Raw genomic sequence first — 14,327 nt, 5'->3', positions numbered from 1 at the left:
CCACCTCGGCCTACTCCAACTCGCCTGCAGCATCATCTGCTTGAGACGACTCCGAACCTCATTCTGAAACGATCAGTAAGCCTTATGGCTGCCCTCAACCCGTCGTCCCCACCTCGTTGTCGGGAGCCCCGTCCCCCACCGGGGGAAGGTCACCACGCTCGACCGGCGCGACGGCGGTCGGGGCGGGCGGCAGGACGGCGGCCAGTTCGCCGGTGTCCGGACGGTGGGCGGACTCGACGGCGGCGCGCAGAACGGCCCGGGAAACCGCGCGCTCATCGGCACTCACCCGGACGACGTGCCCCTTCTCGGCGACCGCGTACGAGTGCTGCCCACCCCCGCTCCGGTACCAGGCGGAGCCGTCCCGCTCGCACACCGTGCGCTCGTCGGACACCTCGCCGCCCGGCTGCTTCGGGCAGCTCGCCGTCGTCATGGTGTCCCGGTCCACGGAGAGTTGGATCTGGGCGCCGCTCTTCTCGGACCAGTAGGCGGCGGAGAAGCCGTCGCCGCCGTACACACCGACCGACTGCTGGGCGAGGGTGAAGCCCGGGGCCTCCGTGACGTACACGAGTTCCGGCGCGATCTGCAACGCCCGGGCGCGGGCCTCGAGTTCGGCCCGGTCGGGGACGGTGGTCGTCGCGGCGTCCGTTCCGGCGCCGACCTTCTCCGTACCGCACCCCGTCAGCAGCACAGGGAGCAACACCAGCGGAAGCAGCAGCACGCGCAGAGGTCGACTCATGCGCCCATCCTGCCGCACAGGTGTTCCACAGACTCGTCAACTACCCGGGACTGAAGTCGCCCTTTTTTCTGTGCACAGCACGGGGCGGGGCCGTGCAAGGTGCGGGGGCCAGACCGTGTCCGATTCCTTCAAGACCCCCGCCCGTGGCGGGCCCTAACGTGACGGCATGACTCCACGATTCGATCTGATCGGCCTGGTCGTCACCGACATGGCCGCCTCTCTCGCCTTCTATCGCCGCCTCGGGCTCGTCTTCCCCGAGGGCTCCGAGGACCAGCCGCATGTCGAGGCCGCGTTGCCCGGCGGACTGCGGCTGGCGCTCGACACCGAGGAGACGATCCGGTCGTTCCACCCGGAGTGGCAGCCGTCGGCCGGGGGCGGCAGGGTCGGCCTTGCCTTCGTGTGTGACAGTCCCGCGGAGGTCGACTCCGTGTACGAGACCCTGGTCGGCGCCGGTCACCACGGCGAGCTCAAACCGTGGGACGCCGTCTGGGGCATGCGGTACGCGGTCGTGCTCGACCCGGACGGCAACGGCGTGGACCTGTTCGCCCGGCTACCCTCGGCCGACTAGCCCGCCGAGGGTCGCCCCCGCCAACTCCCGCACGTCCCGGGCCAGATGGGCCTGGTCGGCGAATCCGGACCGGGCCGCCGTCTCCGCGAAGGGCACCCCGGCCCGCGCGAGGGCGAGCGCCCGCTGCAGTCGCAGTACGCGGGCCAGCGTCTTGGGGCCGTACCCGAAGGCGGACAGCGAGCGGCGGTGCAACTGTCGTGCGCCGAGGCCGAGTCGGTCGGCGGTGGCCGCTACCGGCCGCCCCTCGTCCAAGGCCGCCACCAGCTCCCGCAGCAGGGGATCGGGGGGCTCCACGTCGGCCGCACGGTCCAGCGCCACGTCCTCCAGTGCCTGCGCGGGATCTGCGGCCGCGCCCACGCGCGCGGTCAGTCGCCGCACCTGCGCGGCGGGCCACAGGTCCGCCAAGTCGACGCGCCGGTCGCGCAGTTCGTGCGCGGGCACCCCGAGGAACGCGGGTGCCGTGCCGGGGTAGAAGCGGACGCCGGCCCAGGGGCCGGTCGCGTCTTCGGGAACGTACGCGTGTGTGTCGGGCCCGGCGACCAGCAGCCGCCCCTCGTGCCACAGCAGGTCCATGCAGCCGTCGGGCAGAACGGCCGCTACCGAGGAGTCCACCGACCCCGCCGAAGAACCCGATGTCCCCCGGGTCCACACCACGGCGCCCGGCAACCGCGAGGCTCGTTGCGCGTACTCGGATGTCACGTTACGCCGCCCGCGTCCGGTGCTCCTGCGGGCTGACCCCGTACACCCGCTTGAAGGCGCTGGACAGCGCGAACGCGCTGCCGTAGCCGACGTGGCGGGCGATCGCGTCGAGGGTGTCGTCCGTTTCGCGCAGACGGTCGGCGGCCAGGGCGAGGCGCCAGCCGGTCAGGTACGTCATCGGAGGCTCGCCCACGAGGTCGCTGAAGCGGCGGGCCAGCGCGGCCCGCGACACCCCGGCCTTCGCGGCGAGCGTCGCCACCGTCCAGGGGTGCGCCGGGTCGTCCTGGAGGAGCCGCAGCACCCGGCCCACGACGGGGTCGGCGAGCGCCTGGTACCAGGCGGGGGCCTCGGCCTCCGGGCGGGAGAACCAGGCGCGCAGCGCGGCGATCATCAGCAGGTCGAGCAGCCGGTCCAGGACGACCTCCTGCCCCGGCTCGTCGCGCCCCATCTCCTCGGCGAGGATCGGCGTCAGCGGGCAGTCCCACACGTCCTGGGTGAGCGAGAGCAGCGGCGGCAGGGCGTCGAGCAGCCGGCCGCTGACCTCGCCCTGCATCATGTACGTCCCGATCAGCAGCACCGTGGAGCCCTCGAGCCGGTCGCCCCAGCTGCGTACGCCGAGGTCCCAGTGGCCCTTGAGCGACCGCCCGTCGGGGTAGGCGCACCCACCGCCCGGCAGGATCACCGCCTGGGGTGCCGTCCCGGGGGCGTCGGCGCAGGTGTACGGGTCGGGGCCGCGTGTGATGGCGAGGTCGCCGGCCCGCAGCCGCAGCGGTTCGCCCTCGTCCGGCATCACCCAGGCATCGCCGCGGACCACCAGCATGATCGTCAGGGGGGCGCGGTCCTCGACGCGGATGCACCAGGGCGGGTCGAAGCACGCCCGGATCATGAAGGCGCCCCGTGCGCGGGGGCCCTCCAACAGGCCGGCGAGTGCGTCCATGGCGTCAGCGTAATCGGCCCCGGGGAACTGTCGTAGACGCTCGCGTATGGGAATGAGCCCTTCACCGATGGGCCGCGGGGACCGCTCGGCGATTCACTGGCCGCATGACGGAGAACACAGCCCGTACACAGGACATGCGGGATACACAGGACACGACCGTGGTGGTCACCGGGGCCTCGGGGCGTACCGGGCGGCGGGTCGCCGAGGCCGCGCGGGCGGCCGGGCTCACGGTGCGGGCCGCGTCCCGCGCCCAGGGCTTCGACTGGGCGGACCGGTCGACGTGGGCGGACGTCCTGCGGGGCGCCGACGCGGCGTATCTCGCCTACCCCACCGATGTCGGCTCGCCCGCCGCCACCGAGGCGGTCGGCGCCTTCGCGCGGGAGGCGGTCGGGCTCGGCGTACGGCGGCTCGTGCTGCTGTCGTCGCGGGGTGAGGAGCGGGCCCACCCGACCGAGGAGGCGGTGCGGGCGTCGGGCGCGGGCTGGACGGTCGTACGGGCCGCGTGGTTCGCGCAGAACTTCAGCGAGGGCCCGCTGGTGGACGGGCTACGGCACGGGGAGCTGGTGTTCCCGGCGGGTGAGGTGCGCGAGCCGTTCATCGACGTGCGGGACATCGCGGACGTCGTGGTGGCCGCGCTGACGGCGGGCGACCGCTACGTCGGGCGGGATCTGGCCCTCTCCGGGCCCCGGCTGCTGAGCTTCCGGGAGGCGGTCGCGGAGATCGCCGAGGTGACGGGCGGCGAGCTGACGTACGTCCCGGTGACGGCGCGCCGGTACGGCGACGCCCTGGCCGGGTTCGGGGTGCCTGCGCAGGAGGCCGAGTTCCTCGTCGAACTCTTCGAGAGCCTCCTCGACGGCCGCAACTCCTACCTCTCGGACGGCGTCCCGCAGATCCTGGGCCGCGAGCCGCGCGACTTCTCGGATTTCGTCAGGGAGGCGGCCGCGGCCGGGGTCTGGAAGGCATAGACGCCAAAGGCCATGGCCGCTGCGTCACTCCCCAACCGCTGCGTCACTCCCCACGAGGGGGAACCTCCCCGTTCTTGTGCGGCTGAGGATGGGGCTGATGCGGGTGATGCGTGCTCTTCACATGCGTCCGCAGCCGGGACGTCACGTCCTCCGGGGGCAGGAAGCGCGACCAGCGTTCCGGGAACTCGGAGGGCATGTCCGGGTCGTCGGGATCAGGGTCGGCCGCGCGGGAGGCGGCGGCACGGGCGACGTACTCGGCGGCCTGCTCCTCACGCAGGCGTTCGTTCGCGGCGCGGGCGGCGGCCGTGGCGGCGGCCGGCCAGATCCGGTCGATCGCGGCGTTGACCGCGGCGCCGACCAGGACCGCGAACGCGGACACGCCGATCCACAGCAGGACGGCGACGGGCGCGGCCAGTGAGCCGTAGATCGTGGGCCCCTCGACCGTGTTCATCAGGTAGATGCGGAGCAGGAAGCTGCCGAGCACCCACATGGCCAGGGCCACCAGGGCGCCCGGCACGTCCTCGACCCAGGGGGAACGGACCGGCACGGACACGTGGTAGAGCGTCGTCAGGAAGACGATCGACAGGACGATGACGACCGGCCAGTACAGAACCTGCACGAGGGTCGTCGACCACGGCACGATGTTCACCACCGCGTCCGGGCCCGCGACCATCAGCGGCAGCGCGACCGAGCCGATGATCAGCGCGACGATGAACAGCAGGAACGACATCAGCCGGGTCTTCACGATCCCGCGGGCGCCGTCGAGGCCGTACATCACGGTGATGGTGTCGATGAAGACGTTCACCGCGCGGGAACCCGACCACAGGGCGAACAGGAAGCCGAGCGAGATGACGTCGGGGCGGCCGCCCTTCATCACGTCGTGGAGGATCGGCTGGGCGATCTCGGCGACGCCCTTGTCGGACAGCACCGTGCGGGACGCCTCCAGGATGTTGCTCTCCAGGCCGGCGATCGAGTCGGCGCCGGTCCAGTCGTCCACGTAGCCGAGCAGTCCGATCATGCTCAGCAGCAGCGGCGGTACCGACAGCAGGGTGAAGAAGGCGGCCTCGGCCGCCAGCCCCAGGATCCGGTACTCCATGCAGGAGTTGACGGTGTCCTTGAGAAGCAGCCAGGCGGTCCTGCGCTTCGACACATTTCTGTACAGCGCGCGAGCGCGGTGGAAGCGGCCCGAAGGAGGCCGTTCAGGTGTTTCTTTTGCCTGGTGCACATCCTTACCGTATCCGTATGGCAGCCAGCACCCACACCGTGACCAACCAGGCTCCGCCCCTGGTGGGATATGACGTCTTTGCCGCCGACCGGGCCCTCGTGGAGGCGGTCGAGCGGCACCTGGATCCCTCTCTTGTCGACGAGGCGCGCGAGGAGCTGTCGGCCCTCGGCGTCAGTACCGGCTCCGTTCAGGTGCAGGAGTGGGGGGTGCTGGCCAACGAGAACCCGCCGAAGCTGCGCACCCACGACCGCTACGGCAACCGCATCGACGAGGTCGAGTTCCATCCCGCCTGGCATCGACTGCTCGGCAAGGGCGTGTCGGCGGGGCTGACGGCGGCCTGGAACCGCCCCGGCGGACACCTCAGGCGCGCGGCGGGCTTCGTCGTCTGGACGCAGGCCGAGGCGGGCCACGGCTGCCCGCTGTCGATGACCCACGCGGCGGTGCCCGCGCTGCGCACCGACCCCGCGCTCGCCGCCGAGTGGGAGCCGCGGCTGACGTCCACCGTGTACGACCAGTCCGGGCTGCGGCCCGCCGCAGAGAAGGCCGGTGCGCTCTTCGGGATGGGCATGACAGAGAAACAGGGCGGCAGCGACGTACGGTCCAATACGACGGCGGCGCGGCCGCTCGGCGAGGACGGCACCTACGAGCTGACGGGACACAAGTGGTTCTGCTCGGCGCCGATGTCGGACGGTTTCCTCGTGCTCGCGCAGGCCCCGGGCGGGCTGACCTGTTTCCTGGTGCCGCGCGTGCTGGCGGACGGCACGCGCAACGTGTTTCGCATCCAGCGGCTCAAGGACAAGCTCGGCAACAAGTCCAACGCGTCGAGCGAGGTCGAGTTCGACGGGACCTGGGCGCGCCGGGTCGGGGACGAGGGGCGCGGGGTGCGCACCATCATCGAGATGGTCTCGGCGACCCGCCTGGACTGTGTGCTCGGCGCGGCCGCTCTGATGCGGCAGGCCGTCGCGCAGGCCGTGCACCACTGCACCTACCGGGAGGCCTTCGGCGGCAGGCTGATCGACAAGCCGCTGATGCGCAACGTACTGGCGGATCTGGCGCTGGAGTCGGAGGCGGCGACGACGCTGGCGATGCGGCTGGCGGCGGCGTACGACGACGACGGTGAGCAGGAGCGTGCCTTCCTGCGGCTCGCGGTGCCGGCCGCCAAGTACTGGGTGACCAAGCGCTGCACATCCGTGGCGGTGGAGGCGCTCGAGTGCCTGGGCGGCAACGGGTACGTCGAGGAGTCCGGTATGCCGCGGCTGCTGCGCGAGTCGCCGCTCAACTCCATCTGGGAGGGCGCGGGCAACGTACAGGCCCTGGACGTGCTGCGGGCGCTCCAGCGGGAACCACAGGCGCTCGACGCGTTCCTGCGGGAGGTGGGCCGGGCCCGCGGCGCCGACCACCGCCTCGACGGCGCGATCAAGAACCTGCTGACCGAACTCGCCGACCTGGAAGGCATCGAGGGCCGGGCCCGCCGGCTGGTGGAGCGCATCGCGCTGGTGCTCCAGGGCTCGCTGCTCGTCCGGTACGCGCCCGCGGAGGTCGCCGACGCGTTCTGCGCCTCACGCCTGGGTGGCGACTGGGGCGCGGCTTTCGGCACCCTGCCGCACAGTCTGGATCTGGCCACCGTGGTGGAGCGGGCACGACCGGTCGCGTGAAGCGGCGGTGCGGGGGTGGTGCCGCGCCGACACGGCACCACCCCCGCTCGCCGGCCCCGTTGCCAGGAGCGCATACGCCGCACGGCGGCGTTGCTCAAGTTTCGGACTCCGTACGACTGTTCGCCAGGGTTGCAAGGGGTTGCAACTTTCTCTCGCCTGTGGGCGGACTGTGTCCCTCCGCCGGTGCCGGGCGGCACTATGAGGACAGCAGTCAGTACGGGCCCGAAGACCCGTGGCCGAAAGGGGCTGCGTACAAGGGCCGCAGCCCGTCCGGGGAGGATCCAGTGGCGCACTCGCGGATCGACGTGAAGCGGCTCGCCGCCCTGGACGCCGCACAGGCCGCGCACGTGCTCCGCGAAGTGCGCGACGCCACGCTCTCCGGGCAGCCCGCCCCCGTCGCGCCGCGCCCGGTGATCGAGCAGTCCTGGGAGCGCATGCTGCGCTGCGGTGTCGACCCCGACCACGACTTCCGGGCCGGGCTGCTCGTCCACGAGGAGGTCGAGCGGCGGCGCCAGACCTCGGAGTTGCGGCACGTCATGCCGGTGCTGCGCGAAGGGCTGCTCTCGGTCGCGGACGTCGCCCACCACATCATGGTCGTCGCGGACGCGGAGGGCCGGGTGTTGTGGCGCGAGGGCAGCTCGCCCGTGCTGCGCAAGGCCGACTGGTTCGGCTTCGAGCCCGGCGCCGACTGGCGCGAGGACGTCGTCGGCACGAACGGCGTCGGCACCCCGCTGGTCGCCCGCCGCCCCGTCCAGGTCTTCTCCGCCGAGCACTTCGTGCGCACCCACCATTCGTGGACCTGCACCGGGGCGCCGATCACCGACCCGCGCGACGGCGGTCTGATCGGCGTCGTGGATGTGAGCGGGCCGCTGGACACCCTGCATCCGGCCACGCTCGCCCTGGTCGCCTCCGTGGCCAAGCTCGCCGAGGCGCGGCTGCGGGACCTGCATCTGACCTCGCTGGAGCGGCTGCGCGCGGTGGCGGCGCCGGTGCTGGCCCGGCTCGGCGGGCGCGCCGTCGCGGTGGACCAGGACGGCTGGACCGCCGCGGTCACCGGGATGCCGTACACGAACCGGCTCGCGCTGCCCAAGGCTCCGTCCCCGGGGCGGAGTTGGCTGCCGACGCTGGGACTGTGCGTGCTGGAGCCGCTGCCCGGCGGCTGGCTGATCCGGGCCGCCGACGAGCCGGCACCCCCCGGGGCCACACGGATCGTCCTGGACCTGGCGCACCCGCGCCGCTGGTCGATCACTGTCGCGTCTGACGCGGGCACCTGGCGCCACGAACTGAGCCCTCGGCACGCCGAGTTGCTCTACCTCCTGGCCGTCCGCCCCACCGGCCGCAGCGCCGCGGGCCTCGCCGCCGACCTGTTCGACGACCCCGGCCGTACGGTGACGGTCCGGGCCGAGATGTCGCGTGTACGGCGCTATCTCGGGGCCTTTCTGGAACACCGCCCGTATCGTTTCCGCGAGGACGCCGAGGTCGAGTTGCTCCTCCCGGAGAACCCCCGGGACCTGCTCCCGCACTCCACGGCACCGGCGGTATGCGGGGCGCGCTTCACCGACTCCCCTTCCACCGCGACAGGGCCGGATGCGCCCTTGAAGAGCCGAACGTGCCCCAACGAGCCGAATGTGCCCCTAAAGGACCGGACGTGTCCTTAAAGAGCCGGGCGTGTCTTTAAAGAGCCGTGACGAGCGTATTTCGCGGACGTCTTCGGGGGTCTTCGACCGGGCTCGTGACTCTCTGCCGTAGCATCCCCTCACAGGCCACCCCACCTGTCTCTCCGTCAACGTTCTGGCCATGAGAGGCAGTTGGCCTTCCTCGGGAGGACGCATGAAGCACCGCGGCAGGCACCGTCGCAGGCGAAGGGGACAGGCGCTGCGCGCCACCCTGGCCGGAACCGCCCTCGCGCTCACCGCGGCCGCGACGCTGATCAGCACCTCCCAGGCGACCGGCGACAACAGTCCGGGCGCGCTGACTCCGGTCACCTCCTCCTCGGAGATCGGCAGGCTCCGGCTGCACGAGAACCTGGTCGCCGAGGACACCCTCGACACGCTCGCCAAGGACATGGGCGGCAACGTCGGCGTCTCCGGTGTCCTGACGGGCGCCGACCACACGATGCGCGACAAGGCCGACTGCTCCGGCACCGAGCGGGCCGCGCTGCCCCTCGAGCCGGTCGCCACGCGCGCGTACTGCTGGGCCGGCGAGGACGCGCGGACCCAGGAGTGGCTGCCCCGCTCCGTCACCACCTCGGGCGACGGCGACGACAACGGCCAGTGGGGCGGACGGCGGGTCATCGTGGCGGGCTGGAGCCACAACGACCGCGCGGCGGGCGAACCCGCCCGGGACGAGGGCCTGGGCCGTGTCGCCTTCATCGACGCATCCGACCCGGCGGCTCTCACGTACCGCTGGGTGCTGCTCGTCGCCCCGCTCGACGGCGGCAAGGACTTCGGCGCGGTCCGCGCCGACATGGGCGGAATGGTCTGGTACCAGGACAAGCTGATCGTCACCGCCCGCGACGGTGCGGGTCTGCTCGTCTTCGACCTGCACCGCGTCCTGCGGGCCGGGGTGGACAGCGAGGCGATCGGCAAGGTGCGCGGCGGCTACTCCGCGCACGGCTATCAGTACGTGCTGCCGGCCGTCGGCTCGTACAGCCCGGCGGGCGGCACCTGCGGCGGCGAAAACTCCGCCCCCTGCATCGGTTCCCTCTCACTGGACCGCACCTCGGCGCCGGGCAGCCTGGTCGCGACGGAGGGTTCCGGGAGCACGGACCGGACTCGTGTCTGGCGGTACTCCTACAGCGCCGCAGCCGACCGCACGGGCCTGCTCGGCAGCGACTCGCTGGGCCGCGTCGACGCGGCCGAGGCCTACCGGACCGAGGCCGTCGGACTCTCGGGCGTCCTCTCGCACACGCCCGCGGGGGCACGCAAGGCCGACTGGTACGTCGGCCACGCACCCGACAGCGGCGGCAAGCACGGCACCCTCTGGCGGCAGAGCGGGAGCGGCGCCAAGGCGGTCCGGTGCACCGCGGACCAGTCGTACGCCTGCTGGGGGCAGCACACCGCGTCCCTGTCGTACTGGCCGCAGACCGGCGAGCTGTGGACGCTGAGCGGGGCGGGGGCGGACTCGGTGCCGGAGCGGGTGCTGTACGCCGTTCCGCTGGCCTCGGTGGACAGGTCGCTGGGGTAGCGAGGCCCCCGGGAGGCGGGGTCGGCTTTGGAGGCGAGCGTGCCCCCGTGGTTCCCTGACCCGCATGAGCAACGTCACTGTGACCACCTGGTCCCTGGAGCAGACGGCCCCGACCGACCTGCTGCCCGCGATCGCGCCCGACGGGGACGTCCGGATCGTGCGTTCCGAGGTCCCCTCGCCCGAGTTCAGCCGCTTCCTGTACGCGTCGGTCGGCGGGGACATCCGCTGGACCGACCGGCTCGGCTGGACGTACGAGCAGTGGCAGCAGGCCCTGAACAGGCCGGGCGCGGAGACCTGGGTCGCCTACGACCGGGGGACGCCCGCGGGCTATGTCGAGCTGGACCCGCAGGACGACGGCGTCGTGGAGATCGTCTACTTCGGGCTGATCCCCGCCTTCCGCGGCCGGCGGATCGGCGGCCATCTCCTCTCGTACGGGGTCGCGCGGGCCTGGGACCTGGCGGAGCGCCGGCCGGGGTGGGCCGAGACGAAGCGTGTCTGGCTGCATACATGCAGCAAGGACGGGGAGCACGCCATGGACAACTATCTGCGACGCGGTTTCAAGCTCTTCGACACCAAGGTGGAGGAGGAGCCGGAGGAGGCCGCACCCGGGCCCTGGCCGGGGGCGCGGGCCGTCTGACCTGGCGACGGCGTTCCGACGGCGCTCCGGCACCCTGCGCATGGCCTGTCGGGACGCCAAGGAATACCCGGCCGTGTGACCGACGACACCCCCGTCCCGCGATTCGAGACAAGGGTGTCCACATGATGGATGATGGTGGACTGTCCGGAGATCCCCGTGACACGCTTCCGTCATGTCTGGAACTGGAATTGCCTTGGTGAGTCGGCGGCACGTCGACCTCGGCCGCATGTCCAGCGCCATCTGTCCGGCGAGCTGACAGCCCCGGCCCAGCCGACATTTTCCCCTTTGCCTCGCTCTGCGCAATGACGCGCGCGTACTTCCGTATGTGTCCGTTTGTGCAGGTAAGAGCCGCCCTCCTTCCTGTCCCGCAGTCCCGAAGGACGTATCAACCATGGCCGCCACCCCGCAGAATCCCGACGCCGCGCCCCGCCGCAAGGTGAGTCGTCACCGTGGCGAGGGTCAGTGGGCCGTGGGTCACTTCACCCCGCTCAACGGCAACGAACAGTTCAAGAAGGACGATGACGGTCTCAATGTGCGGACACGCATTGAGACGATCTACTCCAAGCGGGGCTTCGACTCGATCGACCCCAATGACCTCCGCGGACGTATGCGCTGGTGGGGGCTGTACACCCAGCGCAAGCCCGGGATCGACGGCGGCAAGACCGCGATCCTGGAGCCGGAGGAGCTGGACGACGAGTACTTCATGCTGCGCGTCCGAATCGACGGCGGCCGGCTGACCACCGATCAGCTGCGCGTCATCGGCGAGATCTCGCAGGAGTTCGCGCGCGGCACCGCCGACCTCACCGACCGGCAGAACGTGCAGTACCACTGGATCCGCATCGAGGACGTCCCGGAGATCTGGGACCGGCTGGAGGCCGTCGGGCTGTCCACGACCGAGGCCTGCGGTGACACGCCCCGCGTCGTCCTCGGCTCGCCCGTCGCCGGGATCGCCGAGGACGAGATCATCGACGGCAGCCCGGCCATCGACGAGATCCAGCGCCGGATCATCGGCAACAAGGACTTCTCGAACCTGCCCCGCAAGTTCAAGTCCGCGATCTCCGGGTCGCCGCTCCTCGACGTGGCGCACGAGATCAACGACATCGCCTTCGTCGGCGTGAACCATCCGGAGCACGGCCCCGGCTTCGACCTGTGGGTCGGCGGCGGCCTCTCCACCAACCCGAAGATCGGCCAGCGCCTGGGCGCCTGGGTCCCGCTGGACGAGGTCGCGGACGTCTACGAGGGCGTCATCTCGATCTTCCGTGACTACGGCTACCGGCGCCTTCGTACCCGCGCCCGCCTGAAGTTCCTGCTCGCCGACTGGGGCGTGGAGAAGTTCCGCCAGGTCCTGGAGGACGAGTACCTCGAGCGGAAGCTCGTCGACGGCCCCGCCCCGGACCAGCCGGTCGCCCGCTGGCGCGACCACGTCGGTGTGCACCGGCAGCGGGACGGCCGCTTCTACGTCGGCTTCGCGCCGCGCGTGGGCCGCGTGGACGGCGCCACGCTCACGAAGATCGCCGAGCTGGCCGAGGCACACGGCTCGGGCCGGCTGCGGACCACCGTCGAGCAGAAGATGATCGTGCTCGACATCGAGGAGGACCAGGTCGCGTCGCTGGCCGAAGGCCTCGAAGCGCTCGGCCTCACCGTCAATCCCTCCCCCTTCCGGCGCGGCACCATGGCCTGCACCGGCATCGAGTACTGCAAGCTCGCGATCGTCGAGACCAAGGCGCGCGGCGCTTCCCTGATCGACGAACTCGAGCGCCGCATCCCCGAGTTCGACGAGCCGATCACCATCAACATCAACGGCTGCCCGAACGCCTGCGCCCGTATCCAGGTCGCGGACATCGGTCTCAAGGGCCAGCTGGTCCTCAACGACCAGGGCGAGCAGGTCGAGGGCTTCCAGGTGCACCTGGGCGGCGCACTCGGCCTGGAGGCCGGTTTCGGACGCAAGGTCCGTGGTCTGAAGGTCACGTCGGAGGAGCTGCCCGACTACGTCGAGCGGGTCCTGAAGCGTTTCCAGGAGGAGCGCGAAGACGGCGAGCGCTTCGCCACCTGGGCCGCCCGCGCCTCCGAGGAGGCTTTGTCATGAGCGAGCGAGCTGCCCCTTTCTACTGTCCCTACTGCGGTGACGAAGACCTTCGTCCGAGCGAGCAGGGTCACGGCGCGTGGGAATGCGCGGCGTGCAATCGAGCCTTCCAGTTGAAGTTCCTCGGGCTGCTCTCCCGGGGACTTCGGCAGGACGATCGTGGAGGGGCAGAGATATGACGACGATTCAGAAAGAGCGTACGGGCGAGGACTTGAAGAGCCTCGCCGAGCAGGCGGGGCGCGACCTCGAGGACGCCTCCGCCCTGGAGATCCTCCAGTGGGCGGTCGACACCTTCGGCAAGAAGTTCTGCGTCACCTCCTCCATGGAGGACGCGGTGGTCGCCCACCTCGCCTCCCGTGCCAGGCCCGGCGACAGCCCGGTCGACGTAGTCTTCCTCGACACCGGCTACCACTTCCCGGAGACCATCGGCACCCGGGACGCGGTCGAGGCGGTGATGGACGTCAACGTCATCACGCTCACCCCACGCCAGACGGTCGCCGAGCAGGACGCCGAGTACGGCCCCAAGCTGCACGACCGCAACCCGGACCTGTGCTGCGCGCTGCGCAAGGTCAAGCCCCTTGAGGAGGGCCTGACCAGGTACGACGCCTGGGCGACCGGGCTTCGCCGCGACGAGTCCCCGACCCGGGCGAACACCCCGGTCGTCGGCTGGGACGAGAAGCGCCAGAAGGTCAAGATCTCGCCGATCGCCCGCTGGACGCAGGACGACGTGGACGCGTACGTCGCCGAGCACGGGGTGCTCACCAACCCGCTGCTGATGGACGGCTACGCCTCCGTCGGCTGCGCGCCCTGCACCCGCCGGGTCCTGGAGGGCGAGGACGCACGCGCCGGCCGCTGGGCGGGACGCGCCAAGACCGAGTGCGGGCTGCACGAATGACGACGACCACCGCCGCGCCGACGACCGCGACCGCCGCGGCCGGCGAGAACCCCCACAACTCCCGGGAGAAGCAAGTGACGACCGGAGCCACCGTCTGGCTCACGGGTCTGCCGAGTGCCGGCAAGACCACCATCGCGTACGAGCTGGCCGGCCGACTGCGCGAGGAGGGCCACCGCGTCGAGGTGCTCGACGGCGACGAGATCCGCGAGTTCCTCTCGTCGGGCCTCGGCTTCTCCCGCGCCGACCGCGACACGAACGTGCAGCGGATCGGCTTCCTCGCCGAGCTGCTGGCGCGCAACGGCGTCAAGGCGCTCGTCCCGGTGATCGCGCCGTACGCGAACAGCCGTGAGGCGGTGCGCACACGGCACCGGAGCGGTGGCACCACGTACCTGGAGGTGCACGTGGCGACCCCGGTCGAGGTGTGCAGCGAGCGGGACGTGAAGGGGCTGTACGCCAAGCAGGCCGCGGGCGAGATCTCGGGGCTCACCGGTGTCGACGACCCCTACGAGGAGCCCGCGTCGCCCGATCTGCGCATCGAGTCGCACCACCAGTCCGTGCAGGAGTCCGCGGCCGCGCTGCATGCGCTGCTCACCGAGAGGGGTCTCGCATGACGACCGCCGTCACCGTGCACGAAGGCACCGAAAAGCCGTACTCCCTGTCGCACCTGGACGCGCTGGAGTCCGAGGCCGTCCATATCTTCCGCGAGGTCGCGGGCGAGTTCGAACGACCGGTGATCCTCTT

The 14,327-nt window shown here is 71.4% G+C and carries 15 protein-coding genes and 1 pseudogene; 12 read left to right on the top strand and 4 right to left on the bottom strand.

Annotated elements, in window-relative coordinates:
- Nucleotides 1–94: 94 nt before the first annotated feature.
- On the bottom strand, nt 95–736 hold the full coding sequence (locus ACX28W_RS42785; RefSeq protein ID WP_459005500.1) for a hypothetical protein: 642 nt from the start codon (nt 734–736) through the stop codon (nt 95–97).
- Between the two features lie 166 nt (nt 737–902).
- Between ACX28W_RS42785 and ACX28W_RS42780 the strand changes: the two genes are divergently transcribed.
- Nucleotides 903–1,304 (top strand): VOC family protein, encoded by a 402-nt coding sequence (locus ACX28W_RS42780; protein WP_459005499.1) that lies wholly within the window; start codon nt 903–905, stop codon nt 1,302–1,304.
- Here the strand turns inward: ACX28W_RS42780 and ACX28W_RS42775 are convergent.
- Both ACX28W_RS42775 and ACX28W_RS42770 read right to left on the bottom strand, forming a co-directional pair.
- Nucleotides 1,287–2,003, bottom strand: coding sequence for a helix-turn-helix domain-containing protein (locus ACX28W_RS42775; protein WP_459005498.1), 717 nt, complete (start codon nt 2,001–2,003; stop codon nt 1,287–1,289). The two genes, ACX28W_RS42780 and ACX28W_RS42775, sit on opposite strands and share 18 nt — an antisense overlap.
- Nucleotide 2,004: 1 nt before the next feature.
- Entirely contained in the window at nt 2,005–2,940 is a 936-nt protein-coding gene (locus ACX28W_RS42770; protein ID WP_459005497.1) for an AraC family transcriptional regulator, read from the bottom strand.
- 104 nt (nt 2,941–3,044) lie between these two features.
- Here ACX28W_RS42770 and ACX28W_RS42765 point away from each other — a divergent pair, with 104 nt between their 5' ends.
- Nucleotides 3,045–3,905, top strand: coding sequence for an NAD(P)H-binding protein (locus ACX28W_RS42765; protein WP_459005496.1), 861 nt, complete (start codon nt 3,045–3,047; stop codon nt 3,903–3,905).
- Nucleotides 3,906–3,948: 43 nt separating this feature from the next.
- Here ACX28W_RS42765 and ACX28W_RS42760 read toward each other — a convergent pair whose 3' ends face one another.
- Nucleotides 3,949–5,130 carry a YihY/virulence factor BrkB family protein gene (locus ACX28W_RS42760; RefSeq protein ID WP_459005495.1) on the bottom strand — a complete coding sequence of 394 codons (1,182 nt, stop codon included), beginning with the start codon at nt 5,128–5,130 and terminating at the stop codon, nt 3,949–3,951.
- 17 nt (nt 5,131–5,147) lie between these two features.
- On the opposite strand from ACX28W_RS42760, the gene ACX28W_RS42755 reads away from it, so the two are divergent.
- From ACX28W_RS42755 to ACX28W_RS42710, 10 genes and pseudogenes are all read left to right on the top strand, one after another.
- On the top strand, nt 5,148–6,785 hold the full coding sequence (locus tag ACX28W_RS42755) for an acyl-CoA dehydrogenase family protein (RefSeq protein WP_459005494.1): 1,638 nt from the start codon (nt 5,148–5,150) through the stop codon (nt 6,783–6,785).
- A 284-nt stretch (nt 6,786–7,069) separates the two neighbouring features.
- Nucleotides 7,070–8,443 (top strand): GAF domain-containing protein, encoded by a 1,374-nt coding sequence (locus ACX28W_RS42750; protein ID WP_459005493.1) that lies wholly within the window; start codon nt 7,070–7,072, stop codon nt 8,441–8,443.
- Between the two features lie 172 nt (nt 8,444–8,615).
- Complete coding sequence (locus tag ACX28W_RS42745) at nt 8,616–9,971, top strand: hypothetical protein (RefSeq protein WP_459005492.1); 1,356 nt, start codon at nt 8,616–8,618, stop codon at nt 9,969–9,971.
- A gap of 64 nt (nt 9,972–10,035) precedes the next feature.
- On the top strand, nt 10,036–10,608 hold the full coding sequence (locus tag ACX28W_RS42740) for a GNAT family N-acetyltransferase (RefSeq protein ID WP_459005491.1): 573 nt from the start codon (nt 10,036–10,038) through the stop codon (nt 10,606–10,608).
- A gap of 172 nt (nt 10,609–10,780) precedes the next feature.
- The gene (locus ACX28W_RS42735; protein ID WP_309486338.1) at nt 10,781–10,864 is read left to right on the top strand and encodes a putative leader peptide; all 84 of its coding nucleotides are present in this window, start codon (nt 10,781–10,783) and stop codon (nt 10,862–10,864) included.
- Nucleotides 10,865–10,999: 135 nt separating this feature from the next.
- Entirely contained in the window at nt 11,000–12,694 is a 1,695-nt protein-coding gene (locus tag ACX28W_RS42730; RefSeq protein WP_459005490.1) for a nitrite/sulfite reductase, read from the top strand.
- Nucleotides 12,691–12,870, top strand: a complete 180-nt coding sequence (locus tag ACX28W_RS42725; protein ID WP_362087211.1) for a hypothetical protein — start codon at nt 12,691–12,693, stop codon at nt 12,868–12,870. Before ACX28W_RS42730 ends, ACX28W_RS42725 begins: the two co-directional genes overlap by 4 nt.
- Nucleotides 12,867–13,586 carry a phosphoadenylyl-sulfate reductase gene (locus ACX28W_RS42720; protein WP_459005489.1) on the top strand — a complete coding sequence of 240 codons (720 nt, stop codon included), beginning with the start codon at nt 12,867–12,869 and terminating at the stop codon, nt 13,584–13,586. The genes ACX28W_RS42725 and ACX28W_RS42720 overlap by 4 nt, the downstream gene beginning before the upstream one ends.
- 74 nt (nt 13,587–13,660) lie before the next feature.
- Complete coding sequence (gene cysC / locus ACX28W_RS42715) at nt 13,661–14,197, top strand: adenylyl-sulfate kinase (RefSeq protein ID WP_459005501.1); 537 nt, start codon at nt 13,661–13,663, stop codon at nt 14,195–14,197.
- Nucleotides 14,194–14,327 (top strand): annotated as a pseudogene (locus ACX28W_RS42710) (sulfate adenylyltransferase subunit CysD); the annotation flags it as partial. The gene cysC and the pseudogene ACX28W_RS42710, both read left to right, overlap by 4 nt.

The sequence above is a fragment of the Streptomyces sp. SD15 genome, from assembly GCF_054462255.1.
The sequence above is the reverse complement of the archived record's forward strand: the minus strand, read 5'-3'. Positions and strand labels throughout refer to the sequence as shown.